At 73.3% G+C, this 20,977-nt stretch carries 8 protein-coding genes and 1 pseudogene; 5 read left to right on the forward strand and 4 right to left on the reverse strand.

Features of this window, described 5'->3' with window-relative positions; all coding sequences use genetic code 11:
* The first annotated feature begins 49 nt into the window (after positions 1-49).
* The 5 genes and pseudogenes from Sspor_RS35240 to Sspor_RS35260 all read left to right on the forward strand — a co-directional run bounded on the left by Sspor_RS35240 (position 50) and on the right by Sspor_RS35260 (position 16,674).
* Positions 50-910: an ABC transporter ATP-binding protein gene (locus Sspor_RS35240; RefSeq protein WP_372499590.1), complete on the forward strand. Its 861-nt coding sequence runs from the start codon at positions 50-52 to the stop codon at positions 908-910.
* 113 nt (positions 911-1,023) lie between these two features.
* A complete protein-coding gene (locus Sspor_RS35245; protein WP_202202723.1) occupies positions 1,024-2,085 on the forward strand; it encodes an iron-siderophore ABC transporter substrate-binding protein in 1,062 nt (353 codons plus the stop codon).
* On the forward strand, positions 2,082-3,875 hold the full coding sequence (locus Sspor_RS35250) for an ABC transporter ATP-binding protein (RefSeq protein ID WP_202202724.1): 1,794 nt from the start codon (positions 2,082-2,084) through the stop codon (positions 3,873-3,875). Before Sspor_RS35245 ends, Sspor_RS35250 begins: the two co-directional genes overlap by 4 nt.
* A 64-nt stretch (positions 3,876-3,939) precedes the next feature.
* Positions 3,940-14,987, forward strand: a pseudogene (locus Sspor_RS35255) (non-ribosomal peptide synthetase).
* Positions 14,974-16,674 carry an ABC transporter ATP-binding protein gene (locus tag Sspor_RS35260; protein WP_202202725.1) on the forward strand — a complete coding sequence of 567 codons (1,701 nt, stop codon included), beginning with the start codon at positions 14,974-14,976 and terminating at the stop codon, positions 16,672-16,674. The pseudogene Sspor_RS35255 and the gene Sspor_RS35260 overlap by 14 nt, the downstream one beginning before the upstream one ends.
* Positions 16,675-16,733: 59 nt before the next feature.
* Here Sspor_RS35260 and Sspor_RS35265 read toward each other — a convergent pair whose 3' ends face one another.
* The 4 genes from Sspor_RS35265 to Sspor_RS35280 are packed head-to-tail and all read right to left on the reverse strand — an operon-like array spanning position 16,734 to position 20,962.
* Complete coding sequence (locus tag Sspor_RS35265) at positions 16,734-17,831, reverse strand: alpha/beta hydrolase-fold protein (RefSeq protein ID WP_202202726.1); 1,098 nt, start codon at positions 17,829-17,831, stop codon at positions 16,734-16,736.
* A gap of 40 nt (positions 17,832-17,871) precedes the next feature.
* Positions 17,872-18,789, reverse strand: coding sequence for an STM4011 family radical SAM protein (locus tag Sspor_RS35270; protein WP_202202727.1), 918 nt, complete (start codon positions 18,787-18,789; stop codon positions 17,872-17,874).
* Positions 18,790-18,794: 5 nt separating this feature from the next.
* Positions 18,795-20,159 (reverse strand): STM4012 family radical SAM protein, encoded by a 1,365-nt coding sequence (locus Sspor_RS35275; protein ID WP_202202728.1) that lies wholly within the window; start codon positions 20,157-20,159, stop codon positions 18,795-18,797.
* Positions 20,156-20,962: an STM4013/SEN3800 family hydrolase gene (locus Sspor_RS35280; protein WP_202202729.1), complete on the reverse strand. Its 807-nt coding sequence runs from the start codon at positions 20,960-20,962 to the stop codon at positions 20,156-20,158. The genes Sspor_RS35275 and Sspor_RS35280 overlap by 4 nt, the downstream gene beginning before the upstream one ends.
* Positions 20,963-20,977 lie beyond the last annotated feature (15 nt).

The raw sequence follows: 20,977 nt of genomic DNA on the forward strand, positions 1-20,977 counted from the left end.
GACCCTCGGACCTCGGACCTCGGACCTCAGACCGTCAGACCCTTCAGACATGCCTACTTCAGGGGGAGTTGTGGCCGTATCGCACATCGCCGGGACCCAGTCCGACGGGGACGGGGCCGCACGGCTGGCGGCCAGAGGGGTCACCGTCGGCTACGGCGGCCGGGTCGTCATCGACGATCTCCACGTGTCGATCCCGCCGCGGGTGATCACCACCATCATCGGCTCCAACGGATGCGGGAAGTCGACGCTGTTGCGGACCCTGTCCCGGCTGCTCAAGCCGACCAGCGGATCGGTCGTGCTCGACGGCGAGGACATCGGCCGGCTCAGGACCCGGGACGTGGCCAGGAAGCTCGGCCTGCTGCCTCAGGCCCCGGTGGCACCGGAGGGGCTCACGGTGGCCGACCTCGTCGCCAGGGGCCGCCATCCGCACCAGAGCTGGCTGCGGCAGTGGTCCTCCGACGACGCCGACGTCGTGGCGCGGGCCCTGGCCATGACGGGGGTGTCCGACCTGGCCGACCGCCCGGTCGACGCGCTGTCCGGCGGGCAGCGGCAGCGGGTCTGGATCTCGATGACGCTCGCTCAGGGCACCGACCTGCTGCTGCTGGACGAGCCGACCACCTACCTGGACCTGGCGCACGCGATCGACGTGCTCGACCTCGTGGACGACCTGCACGAGTCGGGATGCACCGTCGTCCTGGTGCTGCACGACCTCAATCTGGCGACGCGTTACAGCGACAACCTCATCGTGATGAAGGCCGGTTCGATCCTCGCGCAGGGGCACCCCCGTGACGTGATCACCGCCGAGCTGTTGTACGAGGCGTTCGGGCTGCGCGCCAAGGTGATCGACGACCCGGTGGGGGACCGGCCCCTCATCGTGCCCATCGGACGAGCCCACGTGCGCACCCCGTAGATCAAACAAAGTTACGCCGCAAGTAAGGCTAGGCTAGCCTCACTTGCTCGCGGTAGGGTTTGGCTGCCCTCGGGCGGGACTGCAATGGACGGCACGAAAGCAAGGGATTTCGGATGCTTTTCCACCGGTCTACACGTATGAAGCCGTGGCAGCGGTTGGCCGCGGCAGTGTCCGCCGCGACGCTCGGCGTCGGCCTCCTGGCCGGATGCGGTTCCGACTCGGCGGACCAGGCCGCCAAGAAGAGCGACGACGCCCCGGCCGCCGGGGGCACCTTCCCGGTCACCGTGGAGCACGCCTTCGGCTCCACGAAGGTCGAGAAGGCCCCCAAGCGGGTCGTCTCGGTCGGCTACACCGACGACCAGGCCGTCCTGGCGCTGGGCATCAAGCCGGTCGGGATGGTCGACCAGTACCCCAACCCTCCGGGCACCTCCCCCGACGTCAACACCCAGTGGCCCTGGGTCAAGGAGCAGTGGGGCGACACCCGCCCCGAGGTCGTCATGAACAACGGTGACGCCGGCCCGAACTACGAGAAGATCGCGGCCCTGCGGCCGGACCTGATCATCGCGGTGTACTCCGAGATCGACCGGGCGGGCTACGAGAAGCTCTCCAAGATCGCCCCCACGGTGGGCCGCACCAAGTCCGAGAAGGAGCCGTTCAGCGCCCCCTGGCAGGACAACGCCGTCCACATCGCCAAGGCACTCGGCCAGGAGGCCAAGGGCACCGAGCTGGTCAAGGGCATCCAGGACAAGCTCGACGCGGCCAGGAAGGCACACCCCGAGTTCGCGAACCAGACCGCCGTCGCCCTGTCCTGGTACAAGGACTCGGCCGCACCCTTCACCACCACCGACGTACGGGGCCGGCTGGTGACGGGCATCGGCTACAAGGGCCAGACCGAGATCGACAAGATCGCGGACGGCAAGTTCTACACCGTCCTCTCCCCGGAGCGCATGGACCTGATCGACGTCGACCGCATCTTCGTCGTCGCCGACGCGGCCGACCAGGAAGCGCTGAAGAAGTTCCAGCTGTTCACCAACCTCAACGCGGTCAAGAACGGCAAGGTGTCCTACCTCCTGGACAGCGAGGGACCGGCGGCCGGCGCGGCCATGTCCCAGGGCACGCTGCTGTCCCTGCCGTACGCGATCGACGAGCTCGTCAAGTCGGCCGGCCAGGTGTGAGCACCACCGCCGCGCGCGTCGCCCCGTCGGCCCTGCGCACGACGACCGGACGCGAGGCCGCCCGCTGGGTCGCGGCGCACTGCCGCGAGGTGCCGTGGCTGACCTTCGCCACCGTGTTCACCACGGTGGCGGGGGCGGCCCTCCAGGTGCTCCCGCTGCTCCTGCTCGGCCGGGTCGTCGACGGGGTGGTCGCGGGCGGACCGCGCTCGGTCCTGGTCACGACCGGGGTGCTGATGGTGGCCGCCGCGCTGCTCGGCGCGGCGGCCACCGCCCTGTCGACCTACCTCATCGGGCGTCTGGGCGCGGACCTGCTCGCCCGGCTGCGCGAAGGCGCCGTCCGGGCGGTGCTCGGCCTGCCGAGCGCCCGGATCGAGCAGGTCGGCAGGGGCGACGTGCTCTCCCGGGTCGGCGACGACGTGGCCGTCCTGTCCAAGGGCATCAGGACGGCCGTCCCCACCGTGTTCTCGGCGGGCGTGCTGGTCGTCATCGCCACCATCGGCATGTTCGGCCTGGACTGGCGCCTCGGCCTGGCCGGTGCCTGCGCGCTGCCCGCGTACGGGCTGGCCCTGCACTGGTACCTGCCCCGTTCCGCCCCACTCTACCGGAGGCAGCGGGCCGCCCAGGCCGACCGTGCGCAGGCCCTGATCAGCGGACTCAACGGGATCGACACGGTCCGCGCGTACCGCCTCGAAGGGGCCGTCCGCGAGAAGGTCACCCACGAATCGTGGCGGGTACGCGACCTCGGCATCGAGGTGTTCCGGCTCTTCGGCCGCTTCGTCGGCAGGGAGAACCGTGCCGAGTTCATCGGCCTGACCCTGATCATCGTGGTGGGGTACGCCCTGCTGGAGGCCGACGCCGCCAGTCTCGGCGAGGTCTCCGCGGCCCCGCTGCTCTTCCACCGCCTCTTCACCCCGCTGGGTTCCATCATGTTCACCTTCGACGAGGCGCAGAAGTCGGGCGCGAGCCTGACCCGCCTGGTCGGCGTGCTGGAGGAGGACGCGGAGGACCGGCTGGTGGGCGCCCTGGCCGTGGCGGGCGCCGGGAACGGGCCGCGCCCGGTGGCCGTCGAGGTGGCGGGGCTGACGTTCCGCTACCCCGACTCCGAGGAGCCGGTCGTCCGGGACGTCGACCTGACGATCCCGGCCGGGACCTCACTCGCCCTGGTCGGGGCGACGGGCGCGGGCAAGTCCACCCTGGCCGCGCTGATCGCGGGTATCGGCACCCCGCAGTCCGGGTCGGTGCGCATCGGGTCCACCGACCTCGCCGGACTCGACGAGGCCGGGGCGCGGGCCCTGGTGAGCATCCTGACGCAGGAGACCCACGTCTTCTCCGGTCCGCTCGCCGAGGACCTGCGCCTCGCCGCACCCGAGGCGACCGACGCCGAGCTGCGGGAGGCCCTGCGCACCGTCGGCGCCGGCGGATGGGCCGACGCGCTGCCCGACGGGCTGGACACCCCGGTCGGCGAGGGCGGCGAGCGCCTCGACGTCACCAAGGTCGCCCACATCGCCCTGGCCCGGCTGGTGCTGGGCCGCACCCCCGTCGTGGTGCTCGACGAATCCACGGCGGAGGCGGGCAGCGAGGGAGCGGCCGAGCTGGAGCGGGCGGTACGGGTCGCGTGCGCGGGCCGGACCACCCTGTTCGTGGCGCACCGGCTGACCCAGGCGATGGCGGCGGACCGGATCGCCGTACTGGACGCGGGACGCGTCGTGGAGCAGGGGACGCACGAGGAGCTGGTGGCCCTGGGCGGCGGCTACGCACGGCTGTGGCGGGCCTGGCGGGAAGGCAGCTAGGCCGTGTCCGGGACCTTTTTCGGTTGGGTCAACACATCGATCTGGAAGGGATGCTGAGCCTTCGATGACGGAATCGACCGCTCGTCTCGTGCTGCTTTCGCCCGCGCCCGCCTGGCCGACGTGCGCCGGCGATCCGGCGACTACGGCGACACGACCATCGCGAGGGCCTGCGCCATCGGACTGGCGTACTGGGCCACGGGACAGAGCCCCGACGGCCTGGAACTCACCCCCGGCACCCTCTTCGCCGACGTGCTCGGCTGGGCGGACAACGGCGGCGCGGGCACGGCCGGCTGGGAGGTCGCCGCGGAGGGCCAGGACGCCTCGGAGGGCCGGGAGGGCCGGTCCGGCCCGCGCGGCCGGACCATCACCCTCCCGGAAGGCGTCGTACCGGCCGACGCGCAGCTCGCCCTCGACGACCTGGCCGACTTCCCGGACCGGCCCCTGTCCACCATCGGCCCGTCCGGCATCGCGGAGCGGCTCGCGACGCTGGCCGAGTGGAACGACACCGGGGCGGACCGGATCCGCCCGACCGTCGTCGAGATGTTCCGCGAGCAGGCACGCCTGCGGCCGGACGCCGTCGCGGTCGTCGACGAGCACCGCTCACTGACCTACCGCCAGGCGGCCGAACTCTCCAGCCAGCTGGCCCACCACCTGATCGAACGCGGACTCACCTCCGAACAGATCGTCGCCGTCTCCCTGGAGCGCTCCGCCGCCATGGTGATCGGCCTGCTCGGCGTGCTCCAGGCCGGAGCCGCGTTCGTACCGCTCGACCCGCAGTGGCCCGCCGCGCGCCGCTCCGTCGTCATCGCCGACGCCCGCGTCGTACTGCAGCTCAACGACTCGGGCGCACACGCCCCGGACGAACCGGAAGCCGTGCCCGTCGACCTCGCCGACTGGCGGTTCGGCTCCTACCCCGGCGAGGGGACCGGGGTCACCGTGCCCGGCGCCGCCCTCGCCTATGTGATCTTCACATCCGGTTCGACCGGCCGGCCCAAGGGCGCGATGATCCGCCACGAGGCCATCAGCGAGCGCCTGCTGTGGCAGGTCGAGGAGATCCTGGGCTTCGGCCACGACGACGCGTCGCTGTTCAAGGCGCCGCTGTCCTTCGACATCTCCGTCAACGAGATCTTCCTGCCGCTGGTGAGCGGCGGCCGGCTGGTGGTGTTGCGGCCCGGCGGCGAACGCGACCCGCACCACCTGCTCGGCGTGATCGCCGAGCAGCGCGTCACCTTCACCTACCTCGTGTCGTCCATGCTGGACGTCCTGCTGGAGATCGCGGGCGACTCCGGACGGCTGGACAGCCTGCGGCACGTGTGGTGCGGCGGCGAGGTGCTGACCCCGGAGCTGTACGAACGCTTCCGCACCCGCCTCGACATACCCATGTACCACGGCTACGGCCCGGCCGAGACGACGATCGGCGTCTCGCACGTCGTCTACCGGGGAGCGGCGGAACGCCTGTCGACCTCGATCGGCCGGCCCAACCCCAACACCCAGCTGTACGTGCTGGACGACGAGCTGCGCCCGGTCCCGGTCGGGGTCGGCGGCGAGCTGTACGTAGGAGGATTCCTGCTGGGGCGCGGATACGCGGGCGCGCCCGCCCTGACGGCCTCCCGGTTCGTCGCCAACCCCTTCGCCGCGGACGGGTCCCGGCTCTACCGCACCGGCGACCTCGCCCGCTTCGCCCCCGACGGCTCCCTGGACTTCCTCGGCCGCGCCGACAACCAGGTCAAGATCCGCGGGATGCGGCTGGAGATCGAGGACGTCGAGGCCGGCCTCGCCGAGCACCCCGCCGTACGCCACACCTGCGTCGTCGCCAGGAAGAACACGGCCGGAGGCACCTACCTCGTCGGATACGTCATCCCCGCCACCGGGAGCGAGGACCTGCGCGCCGACGAGGTCAGGGAGTGGGCCACCGGGCACATGGTGGAGTACATGGTGCCCGCCCATGTCGTCGTGATGAAGGAGTTCCCGCTCACCGCGAACGGCAAGCTCGACCGGGGCGCGCTGCCGGAACCCGCGACCGGCCCGGGCGCGGGCGCGTTCGCCCCGCCCGTCACCGAGAACGAGCGCCTGGTGTGCGCGGCGGTCGCGGCGGTGCTGCGGCGCGACGCGGTCGGCGTCGACCAGGACTTCTTCCGGCTCGGCGGGGACAGCATCCTCGCGATCTCCCTGCTGAGCGCCCTGCGCGAGGCGGGCCTCCACGTCACGGCACACCAGATCTTCACCCACACCGTCGTGGGCGCGCTGGCGGCCGTCGCGGACCGCGAGGCCGCCGCCGTGGACCACGGCGACGTCGCCACCGGTACGGTCGTGGGCTCGCCGATCGTGCAGTGGCTCGGCGCGACCACGGACGCCGTCGACGGCTTCGTCCAGTCGGTGGTGCTGAACACCCCGGCGGGGCTGACGCCCGACGCGCTCGACGCCGTCCTCACCGCCGTCGTCGCACGGCACGACATGCTGCGCGCCGAGCTGGTGCGCGGCGAGCGCTGGAGCTTCGAGATCCCGGAGGCCGACCGCGCGGCGGTGCGATGGCAGGAGAGCGACCGGCCGCTGGAGCAGTGCGTCGCGCTCGCCACCGAGGGACTGGACCCGGCCCGCGGCGTGATGCTGCGCGCCGTCTGGCGCCGCGAGGCGCGTCAACTGGTCCTGGTCGCCCACCACGTGGTGATCGACGGCGTGTCCTGGCGGATCCTGATGGAGGACCTCGCCACGGCGTGGCGCTGGTACGTCTCGGGCGCGCCGATCGACCTGCCCCCGGTGGGCACGTCCTTCCGGCGCTGGACCCAGCTGCTGGAGCGCGCGGCGTTCGACGCCGACCGCGCCTACTTCCGGCGCCCCCTCCCGGGCGAGGACGCGCCCCTGGGCCGGCGCGCGCTGTCCGCGGCCGACACCGTCGCCCGGGAACGGACGAGGACCCTGTCGGCCGGCCCCGACGTCACGGCCGCGCTGCTGGGCGACGTTCCCGCGAGGTTCCACGCGGGGGTCAACGACGTGCTGATGACCGCGCTCGCCGTCACCCTCGCCCGGTGGCGCCGCGACCTCGGGCAGGACCAGACGTTCGCGCACATCGAACTGGAGGGCCACGGCCGCGAAGGGCGCCACGTGGCGGACTCCGCCGGCTTCGAGCCGGAACTGTCACGGACCGTGGGCTGGTTCACCACCCTGTTCCCGGTGACCGTCGACCCCGGAGCCGCCGCCGACCTCACCTCGCCCGCGTACCTCGTCACCGCGCTCAAGGCGGTCAAGGAGGACCTCGCCCGGGTGCCGGGCAACGGCCTCTCCTACGGAGTCCTGCGCTACCTGGCCGGCACCGGCTTCGACGCGCCCGCACCCCAGGTGCTGTTCAACTACCTGGGACGCTTCGACGCGGGTTCCTCCGGAGAATGGGAACTCGCCCACACCACCGGCCAGTTGGGTGAGAGGCGCGACCCGCGGATGCGGCTGCCCCGCGCCCTGGAGTTCAACGCGATCGCCGAACCGGCCCCGGCCGGAGGCGCGTACGAACTGGTCACCACCCTCTCCTGGCCCGACGGGCTCCTCACCGACCAGGACATCGACACCATCGTCCGCTACTTCCACGAGGCCCTGGCCGGACTGGCCGCACTCGCCGCCGTCGACCTGGCCGCACTGGGTCTGGGCGGCCACTCGCCCAGCGACTTCGGTCTGCCGGCGCTCACCCAGGCCGACGTCGACGAGCTGGACGGCCCGGCGCTGCGGGAGATCCTGCCGCTGACCCCGCTCCAGGAGGGCCTCTACTTCCACTCGGTCTTCGACGACGACTCCGCGGGCAGCTACGTCGAGCAGCAGCTCCTGACCCTGGAGGGGGAGGTGGACGCCGACCGGCTCGCGGCGGCGGCCACCCGGCTGCTCACGCTCTTCCCCAACCTGGCCGCGCGGTTCACGGCCCTCGCCGACGGCCGCGTGGTCTCGGTACTGGAAAGCGGGGTCCAAGCTCCGTTCGCCGTCCTGGACCGCCCCGGCATCACCGAGGAGGAGATCCGCGAGCACGCCGAGCGGGACCGCCGCGCCGGGTTCGACCTGGCGAGCGGGCCGCTGATGCGGTACACGCTGATCCGCACGGGCGCCGGCCGCGGCGTCCTGGTACAGACCGTGCACCACATCATCGCCGACGGCTGGTCGGTGCCGCCGATGCTGCGCGCGCTGCTGGCCGAGTACCACGCCCCGGGAACCGTGCACCCGCTCGGCGGCTTCGGCGACTACGTGCGCTGGCTCGCCGGCCGCGACGGGGACGAGAGCGACCGGGTCTGGCGCGAACAGCTCGCCGGGCTGCCCGGACCCTCGCTGGTCGCCGAAGGCCGCACACCGTCCGACCGGTTCGCCGACACCGCCGCCTCGCCGGAGGGCGACATCGACGAGGCCGCCCGGTCCGCCGGCGTGCCGCTGAGCGCGGCCGTGCACAGCGCCTGGGCGGTGACGCTCGGCGGCCTCCTGCGGAGCAGGGACGTGGTCTTCGGCTCCACGGTGTCCGGGCGCGACGCCGACGTGCCCGGCATCGCTGACATGGTGGGTCTGTTCATCAACACCATTCCCGTGCGCGCCCGATGGGACGCCGGCGGCACGGCGCGCGACCTGCTCGCCTCCGTACGGGACCACCAGAGCGCGGTACTGGCGCACCAGCACGTCTCGCTGGCGCGGATCAGCCGCCTGAGCGGTGCGGGCCCGCTCTTCGACACCCTGGTGGTCTTCGACGTGGCGACCGATGCGGCGGCCCTGCGCGGGCCCGCGGACACGCTCGTCATCAGCGACATCGTGAACGAGGGCGCGCCGCACTACCCGTTGACCCTCGTGGTGGAGCGCGCGCCCGACGGACGCCCCCGCTTCAACCTGATCCACGACGGCGCGCTGGTGAAGGAGTCGACCGCCCGGGCGATCCTGTCCACCTTCACCCGCACCCTCACCGGCCTGCTGACCCGGCCGGACGCCCTCGTCGACGACCTGGCCGCCACGGGCACCACCCGCCCCCCGGCGCGCATCACCCCGACGACGCTGGGCGCACTGTTCGACGCCGCCGCGCACCGCGATCCGGCCGCCACCGCCGTCACCCAGTGCGCCCTCGACGGCGGCAGCCGGTCCCTGACCTACGGTCAACTGATGTCGGAAAAAGACGAGTTGGCTCATCTGTTGCGTGCCGCCGGTGTCCGGCCGGGCGAACGGGTCGCCGTCGCCGTTCCGCGCTCCCTCGAACAGGTCGTCGCCCTGGTCGCGATCGTCACCGCGGGCGGTGCTTACGTACCGCTGGACCTCGCGTACCCGGACGCACGGCTGGAGTACATCCTCGCCGACGCGGCTCCCCAGGTGGTGCTGGTGGACCCGGAGCACCGGGAACGCTTCACGCGGCTGCTGGCCCGAGCGGGGGTGGCGGCCCGTGTGCTCGTCCAGGGGGAGCGGCCGCCGCAGGAGGCACGGCTCACCCGGAACGCCGCCGGGTCCGGGGCCGACTGGCACGACCCCGCCTACGTGATCTACACGTCCGGGTCGACCGGCAGGCCCAAGGGGGTCGTCGTCCCGCACTCCAGCGTGGTGACCCTGCTCGCGAACACGCGGCGGGACATGGACTTCGGCCCGCACGACGTATGGGTCCAGTTCCACTCGTACTCCTTCGACTTCGCGGTGTGGGAGCTGTGGGGAGCACTGGCGCACGGCGCCGAACTGCTCGTACCGGAGTACGGACTGACCCGCTCGCCCGTCGACTTCCACCGCCTGGTGCGCGAGCGCCGGGTGACCGTCCTCAACCAGACCCCGTCGGCCTTCTACCGGTTCATCGAGGCCGACCGGCGCGCGGAGGAGCCCGCCACCGCCCTGCGCCGGATCGTCTTCGGCGGCGAGGCGCTGGATCCCCGGCGGCTGCGTGGCTGGGTCGAGCGGCACGGCACACGCTCGCCCGAGCTGGTGAACATGTACGGCATCACCGAGACCACCGTGCACGTCACCCACCGGGTCCTGACCGAGGAGGACTTCCGCACCGGCGACGACGTCAGCCCGATCGGAGCACCGATCCCCGGCCTGGTCACCTACCTGCTCGACGACCGGCTCCGGCCGGTCCCGCCGGGCCGGGTGGGCGCCATCTACGTCGCAGGCGACCAGGTCTCCCTCGGCTACCTGGGCCGGCCGTCCCTCACCGCGGGGCGGTTCGTCGCGGACCCGTTCGCGGCCGACGGCTCCCGGATGTACCACACGGGCGACCTCGCCCGCCGTACGCTCGACGGCGAGCTGGAGTTCACCGGCCGGGCCGACGACCAGGTACAGCTCAAGGGTTTCCGGATCGAGCTCGGTGAGGTGGAGTCCGCGATCCGGGAACTCGACGGTGTGGTCGACGTGGCCGTCACCGTGGCCGGCAGCGCGGACCACCTGGTCGCGCACGTCGTGGGCCGGGTCCCCGGAGACCTCGCCGGCCTGCTGGCCTCGAAGCTGCCCGCCCACATGGTGCCCGGCCTGGTCCTGCCGGCCGACGCCCTGCCGCTGACCGTCAACGGCAAACTGGACCGTGAGTCCCTGACCGCACGCGCCGCGCCGCACGACGTGCCGCACGCCGGACCGCCGGACGCGACCGGCTCCGCGGCGACCGGCCCGGCGACCGGGTCCGCCACCACCGGGTCCACGCTCACCGCACTGGTCGACATCTTCACCGACGCCCTCCCCGGCGCCGCCGTCGACGCCCACAGCGACTTCTTCCGGGCCGGCGGCGACAGCATCCTCGCCATCACCGTCGTCAACCGGGCCAGGGCACTGGGCCTCGCGATCGCCCCCCGGGACGTGTTCCTGCTCAGGACCCCCCACGCGCTCGCCGAGCACCTGGCGGCGAGCACCCCGCGGACCCCGGCGCCCACCGCACCCGCACCCGCCCGCCAGGACGGCCCGCTGACACCGACCCCGATCATCCTGCGCCGACGTGAACTCGGCGGATCCCTCGCCCGGTTCGCCCAGGCCCGGGCCGTGGTCGCGGACGAGGGCACCGGCCTCGCCGACGCCGAACGCGCCGCGAACGCCGTCGTCGCCGCACACCCGGCCCTGCGGCTGCGGCTGCGCACCGAGCACGGGGTGTGGGCCCTGCGCACCGAAGCCGCCCGTCCGGTCTCCGTCGTACGCAGCGACGCGCCCGACCCGACGGCCGCGGCGGACGAAGCCGCGGGACGGCTCGACCCCGAGGCCGGGGACGTCATCGCGTTCTCCTGGCTGGAGCCGACCCGGACCCTCGTGGTCACCGCGCACCACCTCGCCGTCGACGCCGTCTCCTGGCTGATCCTGCTGGACGACATAGCGGCCGCCCTGCGCGGTACGCCGCTCCCGCCGCCCACCACCTCCTACGCCGAGTACGCGCGGGCACTGGCCGACGGGTCGGCCCGCGGCACCGAAGACCTGGGGCACTGGATCACCACCCTCCAGGCGCCCCCGCTGCTGCCCGTGGCCGAGCGGCCGCGCGAGATCACGGTCGTCCTGCCGCCCGGCACCGGCGACCGTGTGACCCGCACCGCGCCCGCCGCGCTCGGTGTCGGCCTCACCGAGCTGCTGTGCGGCGCGCTGCGCGCCGCGCTCACCGGGATCCAGCCCTCGCCCACCGATCTCGCGATCGAGCTGGAGCGGCACGGCCGGGTCCCGGCGGCGGCGCACCACGACTACACCCGAACGGTCGGCTGGTTCACCGCCATCGCCCCGGTACGGCTCGCGCCGCACACCGACCCCGTCGCGGCGGCCCGCGAGGTCGCCGAACGCCAGCCGGACGAGCGCGCGCACATCGCGTACGGCGGGCTGCGGTACCTCAATCCGCAGACGGCCCCGCTGCTCACCGCACGCCCGCAGGTGCTGTTCAACTACCTCGGCCGGGGGGACGAGTCACAGGCACTCCACCTCACCGGCACCGACGAGGGCAGCCCGTACGCCGTCGAGGTCAACGCCTGGACCGACGCGGACACCGGAAGCCTGCACGCGGTCTTCACCCTCGCCGAGGGCGTACCCGACGAGATCACCGGGCACTGGCGCGCCGCACTGGAACACATCGCGGACGCCGCCACGACCGCCCAGCGCACGGCGCCGGTCACCCCGCTCCAGCGCGGCCTGTTCTTCCAGACGCAGCTGGCGGGCCCGGCCGGACACTACGTCGCGCAGAGCTGGTTCACCTTCGACCGGCGCCTGGACACCGGCGCGCTGGCCGACGCGATGGCCTGGGTGATCGCCCGGCACCCCGTCGTCGGTGCGGGCTTCACCACCGACGGCGACGGCAGGGCCGTCCAGGTCCTGGGCGCGGGCCGGCGGGTCGGCGTCCGTACGGTCCACCTCGCGGCGGAGGCCGAGGTCGACGCCCTCCTCACCCGTGACCGCGACACCGGATTCGACCCGGGGGAGCCGCCCCTGATCCGCCTGACCGTGGTCCGGCTGCCCGGAGACCGCGACGGCCTGCTGCTGAGCTACCACCTGCTGCTGTGGGACGGCTGGTCCCGCGAGATCGTGCTGCGGGACCTGTTCGACGCCTACGAGGCCGCCGTGGCCGCCGAGTTGACACCACCGATCCCGGCGGAGCCCGGCTTCGAGGACTACGCCCGGGCGCTCGACGCCAAGGACCCGGCCGTCTCGGAACGCTTCTGGGCGCAGCACCTGACCGGCCTCACCGGCCCCACGCTGCTCGCCGGGCCCGTGCCGGTCCTGGTCGACGACCTGCCGCGCACGCTCGTGCACACCCTCTCCGCCGAAGGGTCCCAGCTCCTGCGGGAGGCCGCCCGGAGGTACGGCGTCACCCTCAACTCGGTGCTGACCGGCGCGTTCGGTCTCCTGCTCGGCGCCCGTACGGGCCGCGCCGACGCGGTGTTCGGCGTGACCGTCTCCGGCCGCGAGGGCGAGAACCTCTCCGAGGTCGTCGGCGTACTCCTCAACACCGTGCCCATGTGGACGCGGGCCCGGCCGGACGACACCGTCCGGGACTACCTGACGGCCGTACAGGCGGCCCGGGTCGAGGCGATGGAGCACGAACACCTCGGGCTCGGCGAGATCCAGCGGGCCGGCGGCCACGACACCCTGTTCGACAACCTGTTCGTCCTCCAGAACTTCCTGGACATGGGCGCCTTCGCCGAGATGAACACCCGGCACGGCATCACCTCGGTACGGGCCGACGACTCCACCCACTACCCGTTCACCTGGGTCGTCACCCCCGGCGACCGGCTCACGGTCAAACTGGAGTACCGCGACCACGACACCCCGGCCGCCCGCGCACTCCTCGACGACTACCTCGGCCTGCTCGGGAACCTGGCCCGCTCCACCGGACCGGTGGGCGCGCTGCCGGGCGCGGGTCCGGCCCCGGCACCCGCCGCGCGCACGGAGGTCGGCACGGACACCGTGGTCGACCGGTTCGACCGGGCGGCCGACCGCGACCCGCGGCGGGTCGCGCTCGTCGCCCACGGCCGGACCATGACCTTCGGCCTGCTCCGCGACCGCAGCCGGGAGCTCGCGGGTGTACTCGCCGCACGCGGCATCGGACCCGAGACCACGGTGGCCCTCGCGATCCCGCGCTCCCTCGACTCGATCGTCGCGCTGTTCGCCGTACTGCGCGTGGGCGCCGCGTACGTGCCGCTGGAGCTGGACCACCCGGACGAGCGGATCGCCGCCATCGTCGCGGACGCCCGCCCGGAAGTGACCCTCACCGTGAGCGCCGTGTCACCCCGGCTGACCGGCGACCTGATCGAACTCGACCGGCCCCTCCCGCGAACCGAGCCGTACGTGACCTTCGCACCCGACGACCCGGACCGCCTGCGCCACCCCGCGTACACGATCTACACCTCCGGCTCCACCGGCCGTCCGAAGGGCGTGGTGACCGAGTACGCCGGGCTCACCAACATGCTGATCAACCACCAGCGCCGGATCTTCGAGCCGGTACTGGCCGATCACGGCCACCGGGTGTTCCGCATCGCCCACACCGTGTCCTTCGCCTTCGACATGTCATGGGAGGAACTGCTCTGGCTCGCCGACGGCCACGAGGTGCACATCTGCGACGAGGAACTGCGCCGTGACGCCCCCCGACTGGTCGAGTACTGCCTGGAGCACGGGGTCGACGTCGTCAACGTGACCCCGACGTACGCGCAGCAACTGGTGGCCGAGGGCCTCCTCGACCATCCGGAGCGGCGGCCGGCCCTGGTGCTGCTGGGCGGCGAGGCCGTCACCCCGACCCTGTGGCAGCGGCTCGCCGAGACCGAGGGCACCGCCGGCTACAACCTCTACGGACCCACCGAGTACACGATCAACACCCTGGGCGTCGGCACCTTCGAATGCCAGGACCCGGTGGTGGGCGTGGCCATCGACAACACGGACGTGTACGTCCTGGACCCGTGGCTGCGCCCGCTGCCGGACGGAGTCCCCGGCGAGCTGTACGTGGCGGGCATCGGCATCGCGCGCGGGTACCTCGGACAACCCGCGCAGACCGCGGACCGGTTCGTCGCCTGCCCGTTCGGCGCACCCGGCGAACGCATGTACCGCACCGGGGACCTCGTGGCCCGGCGGCCCGACGGGAACCTGATGTACCTGGGCCGCACCGACCAGCAGGTCAAGATCCGCGGACACCGCGTCGAACCGGGCGAGGTCGAGGCCGCGTTCGCCGCGCACCCGGCGGTGCGCTTCGCCGCCGCGGTCGCCCAGCCCGACCCGCAGGTCGACGGCGCGTACCGGCTCGCCGCCTACCTCGTACTCGACGGCTCGGACGGCCGCGACCTCGCGGCGGTCGCCGCCGAGGTGGGCGCCGTACTGCCGGACTTCCTGCGCCCGACGCACTACGCGCAGGTCGACCGCATCCCGCTGACCGTGAACGGGAAGGCGGACACCAAGGCCCTGCCGGAGGCCAGGCCGCTCGGCACGCTGACCACGGCGGGGGAGCGCGGCCCGGAGACCGGGACCGAGACCGCGGTCTGCGAGTTCTTCGCCGAAGCACTCGACCTGGACGACGACGAGGTGAGCGCGCTGAGCGATTTCGTGTCCCTGGGAGGGCACTCCATGCTGGCGGTGCGGCTGATCGGCCTCCTCCGCCGGGAGTACGGTCCAGTGATCACCATCCGTGATCTGTTCACCCTGCGCACCCCGGAAATGATTGCCCGCCACCTCGATGAAAACTGCTGACTCCCAGCGGCCCCGACCGGGGTCCGACATCCTCAGGACCGCCCTGCGCCGCAACATCGGCGCCATGGCCGGGGGCACCGTCCTCATGGGCCTCTACCAGGCCGGTGAGACCGCCTTCCCCATCGCGCTCGGCCTGATCGTCGAGCACACGATGCAGGACCGCAGCCCCGGCGCGCTCGCCCTGTCGATCGGCGTCCTGGCCGTGATCATCACGACGGTCTCGCTGTCGTGGCGGTTCGGCATGCGCGTCCTGCAGAAGGCCAACACGACGGAGGCGCACCGCTGGCGGGTACGGGTCGCGGACTGCGGGCTGGAGCCGGTCGCCAGGGACGCCGGCCTCAAGACCGGCGAGGTGCTCACCATCGCCACCGAGGACGCCGACCAGACGGCCGACATCATCGAGGTGGTGCCGCTGCTCATGAGTTCACTGGTCGCGGTGCTGGTCGCGGCCGTCGCGCTGGGGCTGGCCGACATCCGGCTCGGCCTGCTGGTGATCGTGGGAACCGCGCTGATCCTCTCCGTCCTGAGCGTGATGTCCCGGCGGATCGGCTCCAGTACCCGCGAACAGCAGGCCCGGGTGGCCCGGGCGGGCGCGAAGGTGGCCGACCTGATCACCGGCCTGCGCCCGCTGCACGGCTTCGGCGGCAACCACGCGGCCTTCCGGTCCTACCGGAGGGTCAGCACGGAGGCCAAGCACCAGGCGATCACCGTGGCCGGGGTGAACGGCGCCTACGCGGGAACCGCGACGGCCCTCAACGCGGCGCTCGCCGCCGCCGTGACCCTGACGGCCGGCTGGCTGGCCTTCGACGGCCGGATCAACGTCGGGGAGCTCGTCATGGCCGTGGGCCTCGCCCAGTTCATCATGGAACCGCTGAAGCTGTTCTCGGACATGCCCAAGTACGTGATGACGGCCCGCGCGTCGGCCGAGCGGATGGCACTGGTGCTGGTCGCGCCCCCGGTGGCGGCCCACGGCGCGGAGCGCCCGGCCGCCGGCGGCGACCTGGAGATCGACTGCGTCCGGTACGGGGCCCTGCGCGCCCTGAAGTTCCAGGTGCCGGCGGGCGAGTTCGTCGCGATCGCCGCCTACCAGCCGCGCGCGGCGGCCGACCTGGCCGCGATCCTGGCCGTGCGGGTCCCGCCGCACGAGTACGAGGGAGCGGTGCGGGTCGGCGGGGAGGAGCTCGCCGCCCTGTCGGTCGAGGCGGTCCGTGAGCACATGCTGGTCAACCCGTACGACGGGGAGATCTTCGCGGGCACCCTCCGCACGAACATCGACCCGTCCGGCACCAGCCGCACGGTCGCCGAGGCCGTCGAGGCGTCCCTGCTGACCGACGTCGTCGCCCTCCACCGCGAAGGACTCGACCGCGGCGTCCGCGACCGCGGCGCGAACCTCTCGGGCGGACAGCGCCAACGGCTGTCCCTGGCCCGCGCCCTCGCCGCCGACTCCGACATCCTCGTCCTGCACGACCCGACCACGGCCGTCGACGCGGTCACCGAGCAGCTCGTCGCACGCAACATCGCGAAGCTGCGCCGGGGCCGCACCACCGTCGTGATCACCAGCAGCCCGGCCCTCCTGGACGCCGCCGACCGGGTGCTTGTCCTGGACGACGGGGTCATCACGGCGGAGGACACCCACCGCAACCTCCTTGCCGCGGACGCGGAGTACGGCCTGGCGGTGGCCCGCTGACCCGTCGCCCCGCCGGGCCGGGCAGGTCCGGCAGGTGCGGCAGGTCCGGAAGCGGCGGTTCAGCCGAGCGCCCAGGCCACGTCCCGGAGCAGGGCCTGGCGCCAGCCCGCCCGGTCGTGGGCCGACGCCGACCGTGAGGCCCGCACGGTCGCTCCGGCCCGCTCGGTCAGGGTCTCGACCAGCGCGCAGTGGGGCAGCATCCGCGTCTCGTGCTCCCCCACGTCGAAGGCGATCCGCAGACCGGACAGGTCGGGGCGGCGCTCCCGCAGACAGGCGGCGACGGTACCGCCGACCGGGCCGCCCAGGGGGTCCGCCGACACGACCGCGCCGGGTGTCCACCACAGCGACGCAGACTGGCAGGCGACCCGGGACACCAGCTCCGGGAACTCCAGCGCCGCGTACACCGCGCTCAGCCCGCCGAGACTCTGCCCGGCGACCACCAGCCGGTCCTGGTCCGCGGGCACACCGGACTGCGCGACCAGCGGCAGCAGTTCGTCGCGGACCGCCTCCCACAGATCCGGCCGGCACCCGAACTCGGCCTCCCGGTCCTTCGACGGCAGGAAGACGAGGGTGACGGGAGGCATCTCGCCACTGGCGACGGCGGAGTCGAAGGCGGTCGCCGCCGGGTGCAGGTACAGCCAGTCGTCCCCGTCGAGGAGCAGCACCACGGGTCCGCCGCCGCCCGCCGGGTGGATCCGTACGGTCCGCCGCCCGCCGAGCCGCTTGCTCGCCCAGCGGACCCGGGCCGGCGGGACGGGCAGCACGTCGTCGGCGCGGAGGGCGGGCCAGTGCGGTTGGGCCGGGGCGTCCGGGGTGGCGGCCAGGGACCGGTCGCCACCCGCCCCGACCGGGTTGAACGGGTCGGCGTACGCGGTGTCGCCCACGAGGAACCGGTAGGTCACCCGCAGCCGCACCGGCATGCGCACCTCCGCGTACCAGCAGTCCGTGTCGCCCCAGCGGCGCAGGGGGACGTCCGGCGACCAGCTCTCGAAGCCGATGCGGGCCGCGGAGCCCCGCCACAGGAACAGCGTCACCCAACCGCCGCCGCCGTCGGCCGGCACCGACGCGGGCGACCCCGCCGACGCCCAGAACACCTCGGAACCCGGTTCGCCGGGCAGCCCGAACGCGGCGAAGGGGTGCTCCTGCTCCACGGTCATGAACTCTCCTTGTGGAGGGCTTGGTCAGGTGCGCCTGAGTTTATGGCCCGCCCGCTGGACCCGGACGGGGAACGGGGCGTTGCCACAGCAGCGCTTCGGGCAGCAGGGGCGTGCGGGCCGCCGGGACGCGTTCCAGGACACCCCCCGCGAAGACGTCGTAGAGCGGCAGCGTCTCCAGATGGACGTAGCCGATGTGGCAGTCGCAGGTGGTCAGCGGGCACGGCCGGGGACCGAGCGCGGACCGGTAGGTGCCGTCGTAGAGGTTGCCCAGCTCGGCGCGGACGAAGTGGCAGCGGCGGACCGTCCCGTCGCCGTCCACCGAGATCACCGACTCGCCCGTGCGGCACGGCAGTCCGGCCGAGCGGTGCGGGTGCCGGCTGTACGGGAACAGCGGGTCGAGAGCGGTCCACGTGTCGGCCTCGGCGTCGGTGTAGGTGTGGCCGTCGGCGGCGTTCACCCACAGGTAGACGTGGGAGGGCAGCGCGGCGCGCAGCCTCCGGGCGTGTTCCAGGTTCTCGGGCAGGCCGACGATCCCGACGCTGTGGCGGATGCCCCGCTCGGCGAGGTCGCGCACCTTGGACAGGAAGCGGTCGTACGGAGTCTGCCCCGGGTGGTAGGTGCACCACAGGGCGAGCGTGGCCGGGTCCGCCTCCGCCAGCCAGTCCGTGCGGCAGCTGAGGTTGGTCTGGATGGCGACGCGGTCGACGTGCGGCTGGTGCGAGAGCTCGACGAGGGCGCGGCGGTACCAGGAACGGACCAGCCCCTCGCCCCACGGGGTGAACAGGAGGGAGAGCCGGTCCTCCCCGGTACGCGAGCGCGCCCAGCCGGTGAACCGTTCGAGGGCGGCCCGGTCGGCGCGCAGTTGGTCCGTGGTGTCGCGCCGCTTGGCGAACGGGCAGTACGGGCAGGCGTAGTCGCAGGAGGCGAGCGGGCCCCGGTAGAGCACGGTGAGGTCCACGGCGGCTACTTGGCCTCGTAGGCGGCCATCGCGGCCCGTACGGCCGGCGAGAACAGCTCGGGGCCGAGCGCGTCGGAGTGGGCCAGGCCCTCGGGGGACAGGCGCAGCAGCGGGCCCGCGCCGTCCTGGTCGAGCCAGCCGCGGGCGGCGAACGCGGCCAGTTCGGCGGGGAAGTCCTCGTGCGGCCCGGCGCCGAACCGCTCGCGGTAGTCGGCGACCGGCATGCCCTGCGCCTGGAGCAGCGACTGCAGGAGGTGGCGGCGGCGGGCCTCGTCGCCGTTGGTGGGACGGCCGTGGACGGCACGGGTGAAGTCGGCGGTGGCGGTGTAGTCGTCGATGATCCCGCGGATCTCGCCCATGTCGACCGCGTAGTCGAACGAGTAGTGCAGCGCGGAGGTGTAGGAACGGGCCCCGCAGCCCAGGCCGATCATGCCGTCGGTCTGGCAGGCGTGGTCGTCCGGTCCCCGGGGCGCCGTGCCGGCCAGCCGGAACATGCGCATCGACACCTGCTCGTAGCCGTGCGCGAGGAGGTGGTCGCGGCCTCTCCGGTAGAGGTCCAGGCGCTGCTCGTCCCAGGCCCGGTCGGTGAGGGCGGTGCGCCGGGCGAGCCCGGTGAGGGGGCGTACGTACAGGGGGTACAGGTACAGCTCCTCCGGACGCCAGGCCAGGGCGGCGTCCAGGGAGGTCCGCCAGGTGGCGGGGGTCTGGCCGTCGATGCCGTAGATGAGGTCGATGTTGAGGACCGGGACGCGGGCGTCGCGGATGCGGCCGAGCGCCGCCTCGACATCGGCGCGGCGCTGGGGGCGTACGGCGGCCCGGGCCTCCTCGGCGACGAAGCTCTGGACGCCGATGCTGACGCGGGTGGCGCCGCGCTCGGCGAGGACGGCCAGCCGGTCGGCGGTGGCGGTGGCCGGGGACGTCTCGACGGAGAGCGGGACGGCGCGCAGGTCGGCGCCCATCCGGTGCTCGGCGATGTCGCAGAGCCGTTCCAGTTCGGAGGCTGTCAGGAAGGTGGGCGTCCCGCCGCCGAAGGCGGCGTTGGCGAAGGTGACCGGGCCGTCGTCGCCGAGGGCGTCGCGGACGGCGGTGGCCTGGCGCTCCAGGGCGTCGAGGTAGCGGCCGGTGAGCCCGTCGGGGGCGCCGATGCGGGTGAAGAGGTTGCAGAAGCCGCAGCGGACCTCGCAGAAGGGTATGTGCAGGTAGAGGGAGAGGGCGTCCTTGCGTTCGCCCCGCCACAGGTCCCGCAGGAGGGGCGGGTCGGGCAGCGGCCGGTAGGCGGTCTTGTGGGGGTAGGCGTACACGTAGGCGGTGTACGGGCGGATCCCGGGCGGCGCGGTGGCCGCGATCGGGGCGGGCGCGAGGGCGGTCATGCGGACGGCTCCAGGAAGAAGTGGGCGTACGGCACGGTCCAGACGGCCTCGTGGGCGAGGCGGTGGCCGGTGTAGCCGTCGTCGCCGTAGGTGGTGCCGTGGTCGGAGCAGACGATGGCGAAGCAGCGGCGGCGGGAACTCATGGCGGTGAGGAGCCGGCCGATGTGCCGGTCGACGTATTCGAGGGCGGCCGCGTGGGTGGCGCGCGTGTCGCCCGCCTCGGCGGTGGCACCGGGCAGGTGGAACCAGTTGGGCTGGTGCAGCGCGGAGGCGTTGACGAAGAGGAACAGCCGCTGTTCGGCGGGGAGCGCGGCGACGACCTGTTCGGCCCGCTCGACCTGGGCCTCGAAGGAGGTGGGCGACGCGACGCCGAAGGCCGGTTCCCAGTGGCTCTCCTGGAACATGCCGGGGAGTACGCCGCCCAGCGCGCCCTGCTTGTTGAAGAAGCCGACGCCTCCGACACACACCGTGCGGTACCCGGCCGCGGCAAGGCCGGACACCAGGTCGGGGGTGTCGAAGACGTAGGTGCGGCCGGCGGTCGTCTCGCTGCCGGCGAAGCGGGCGGCGAACAGGCGCGGATGCGGGCCCGGCCGGGCGGGGGTGGGCAGGAAGCCGGCGAACATCGCCTGATGGGAGGCGTAGGTGAAGCTGCCGGGGGCGTGCGCCTCCTCCCAGACCCCCTGGGGCAGGTGCCGGGCCAGGTTCGGGATGCGCCCGGCGGCGGCCAGTTCGACGGCGACGTCGTGGCGCAGGGTGTCCAGGGTGAGCAGGAGCAGGTCGTCGCGGCCGACGATCTCGTTCATGTCGGGGAGCGGGAG

It is taken from the genome of Streptomyces spororaveus (assembly GCF_016755875.1).
Classification (GTDB): Bacteria; Actinomycetota; Actinomycetes; order Streptomycetales; family Streptomycetaceae; genus Streptomyces; species Streptomyces spororaveus.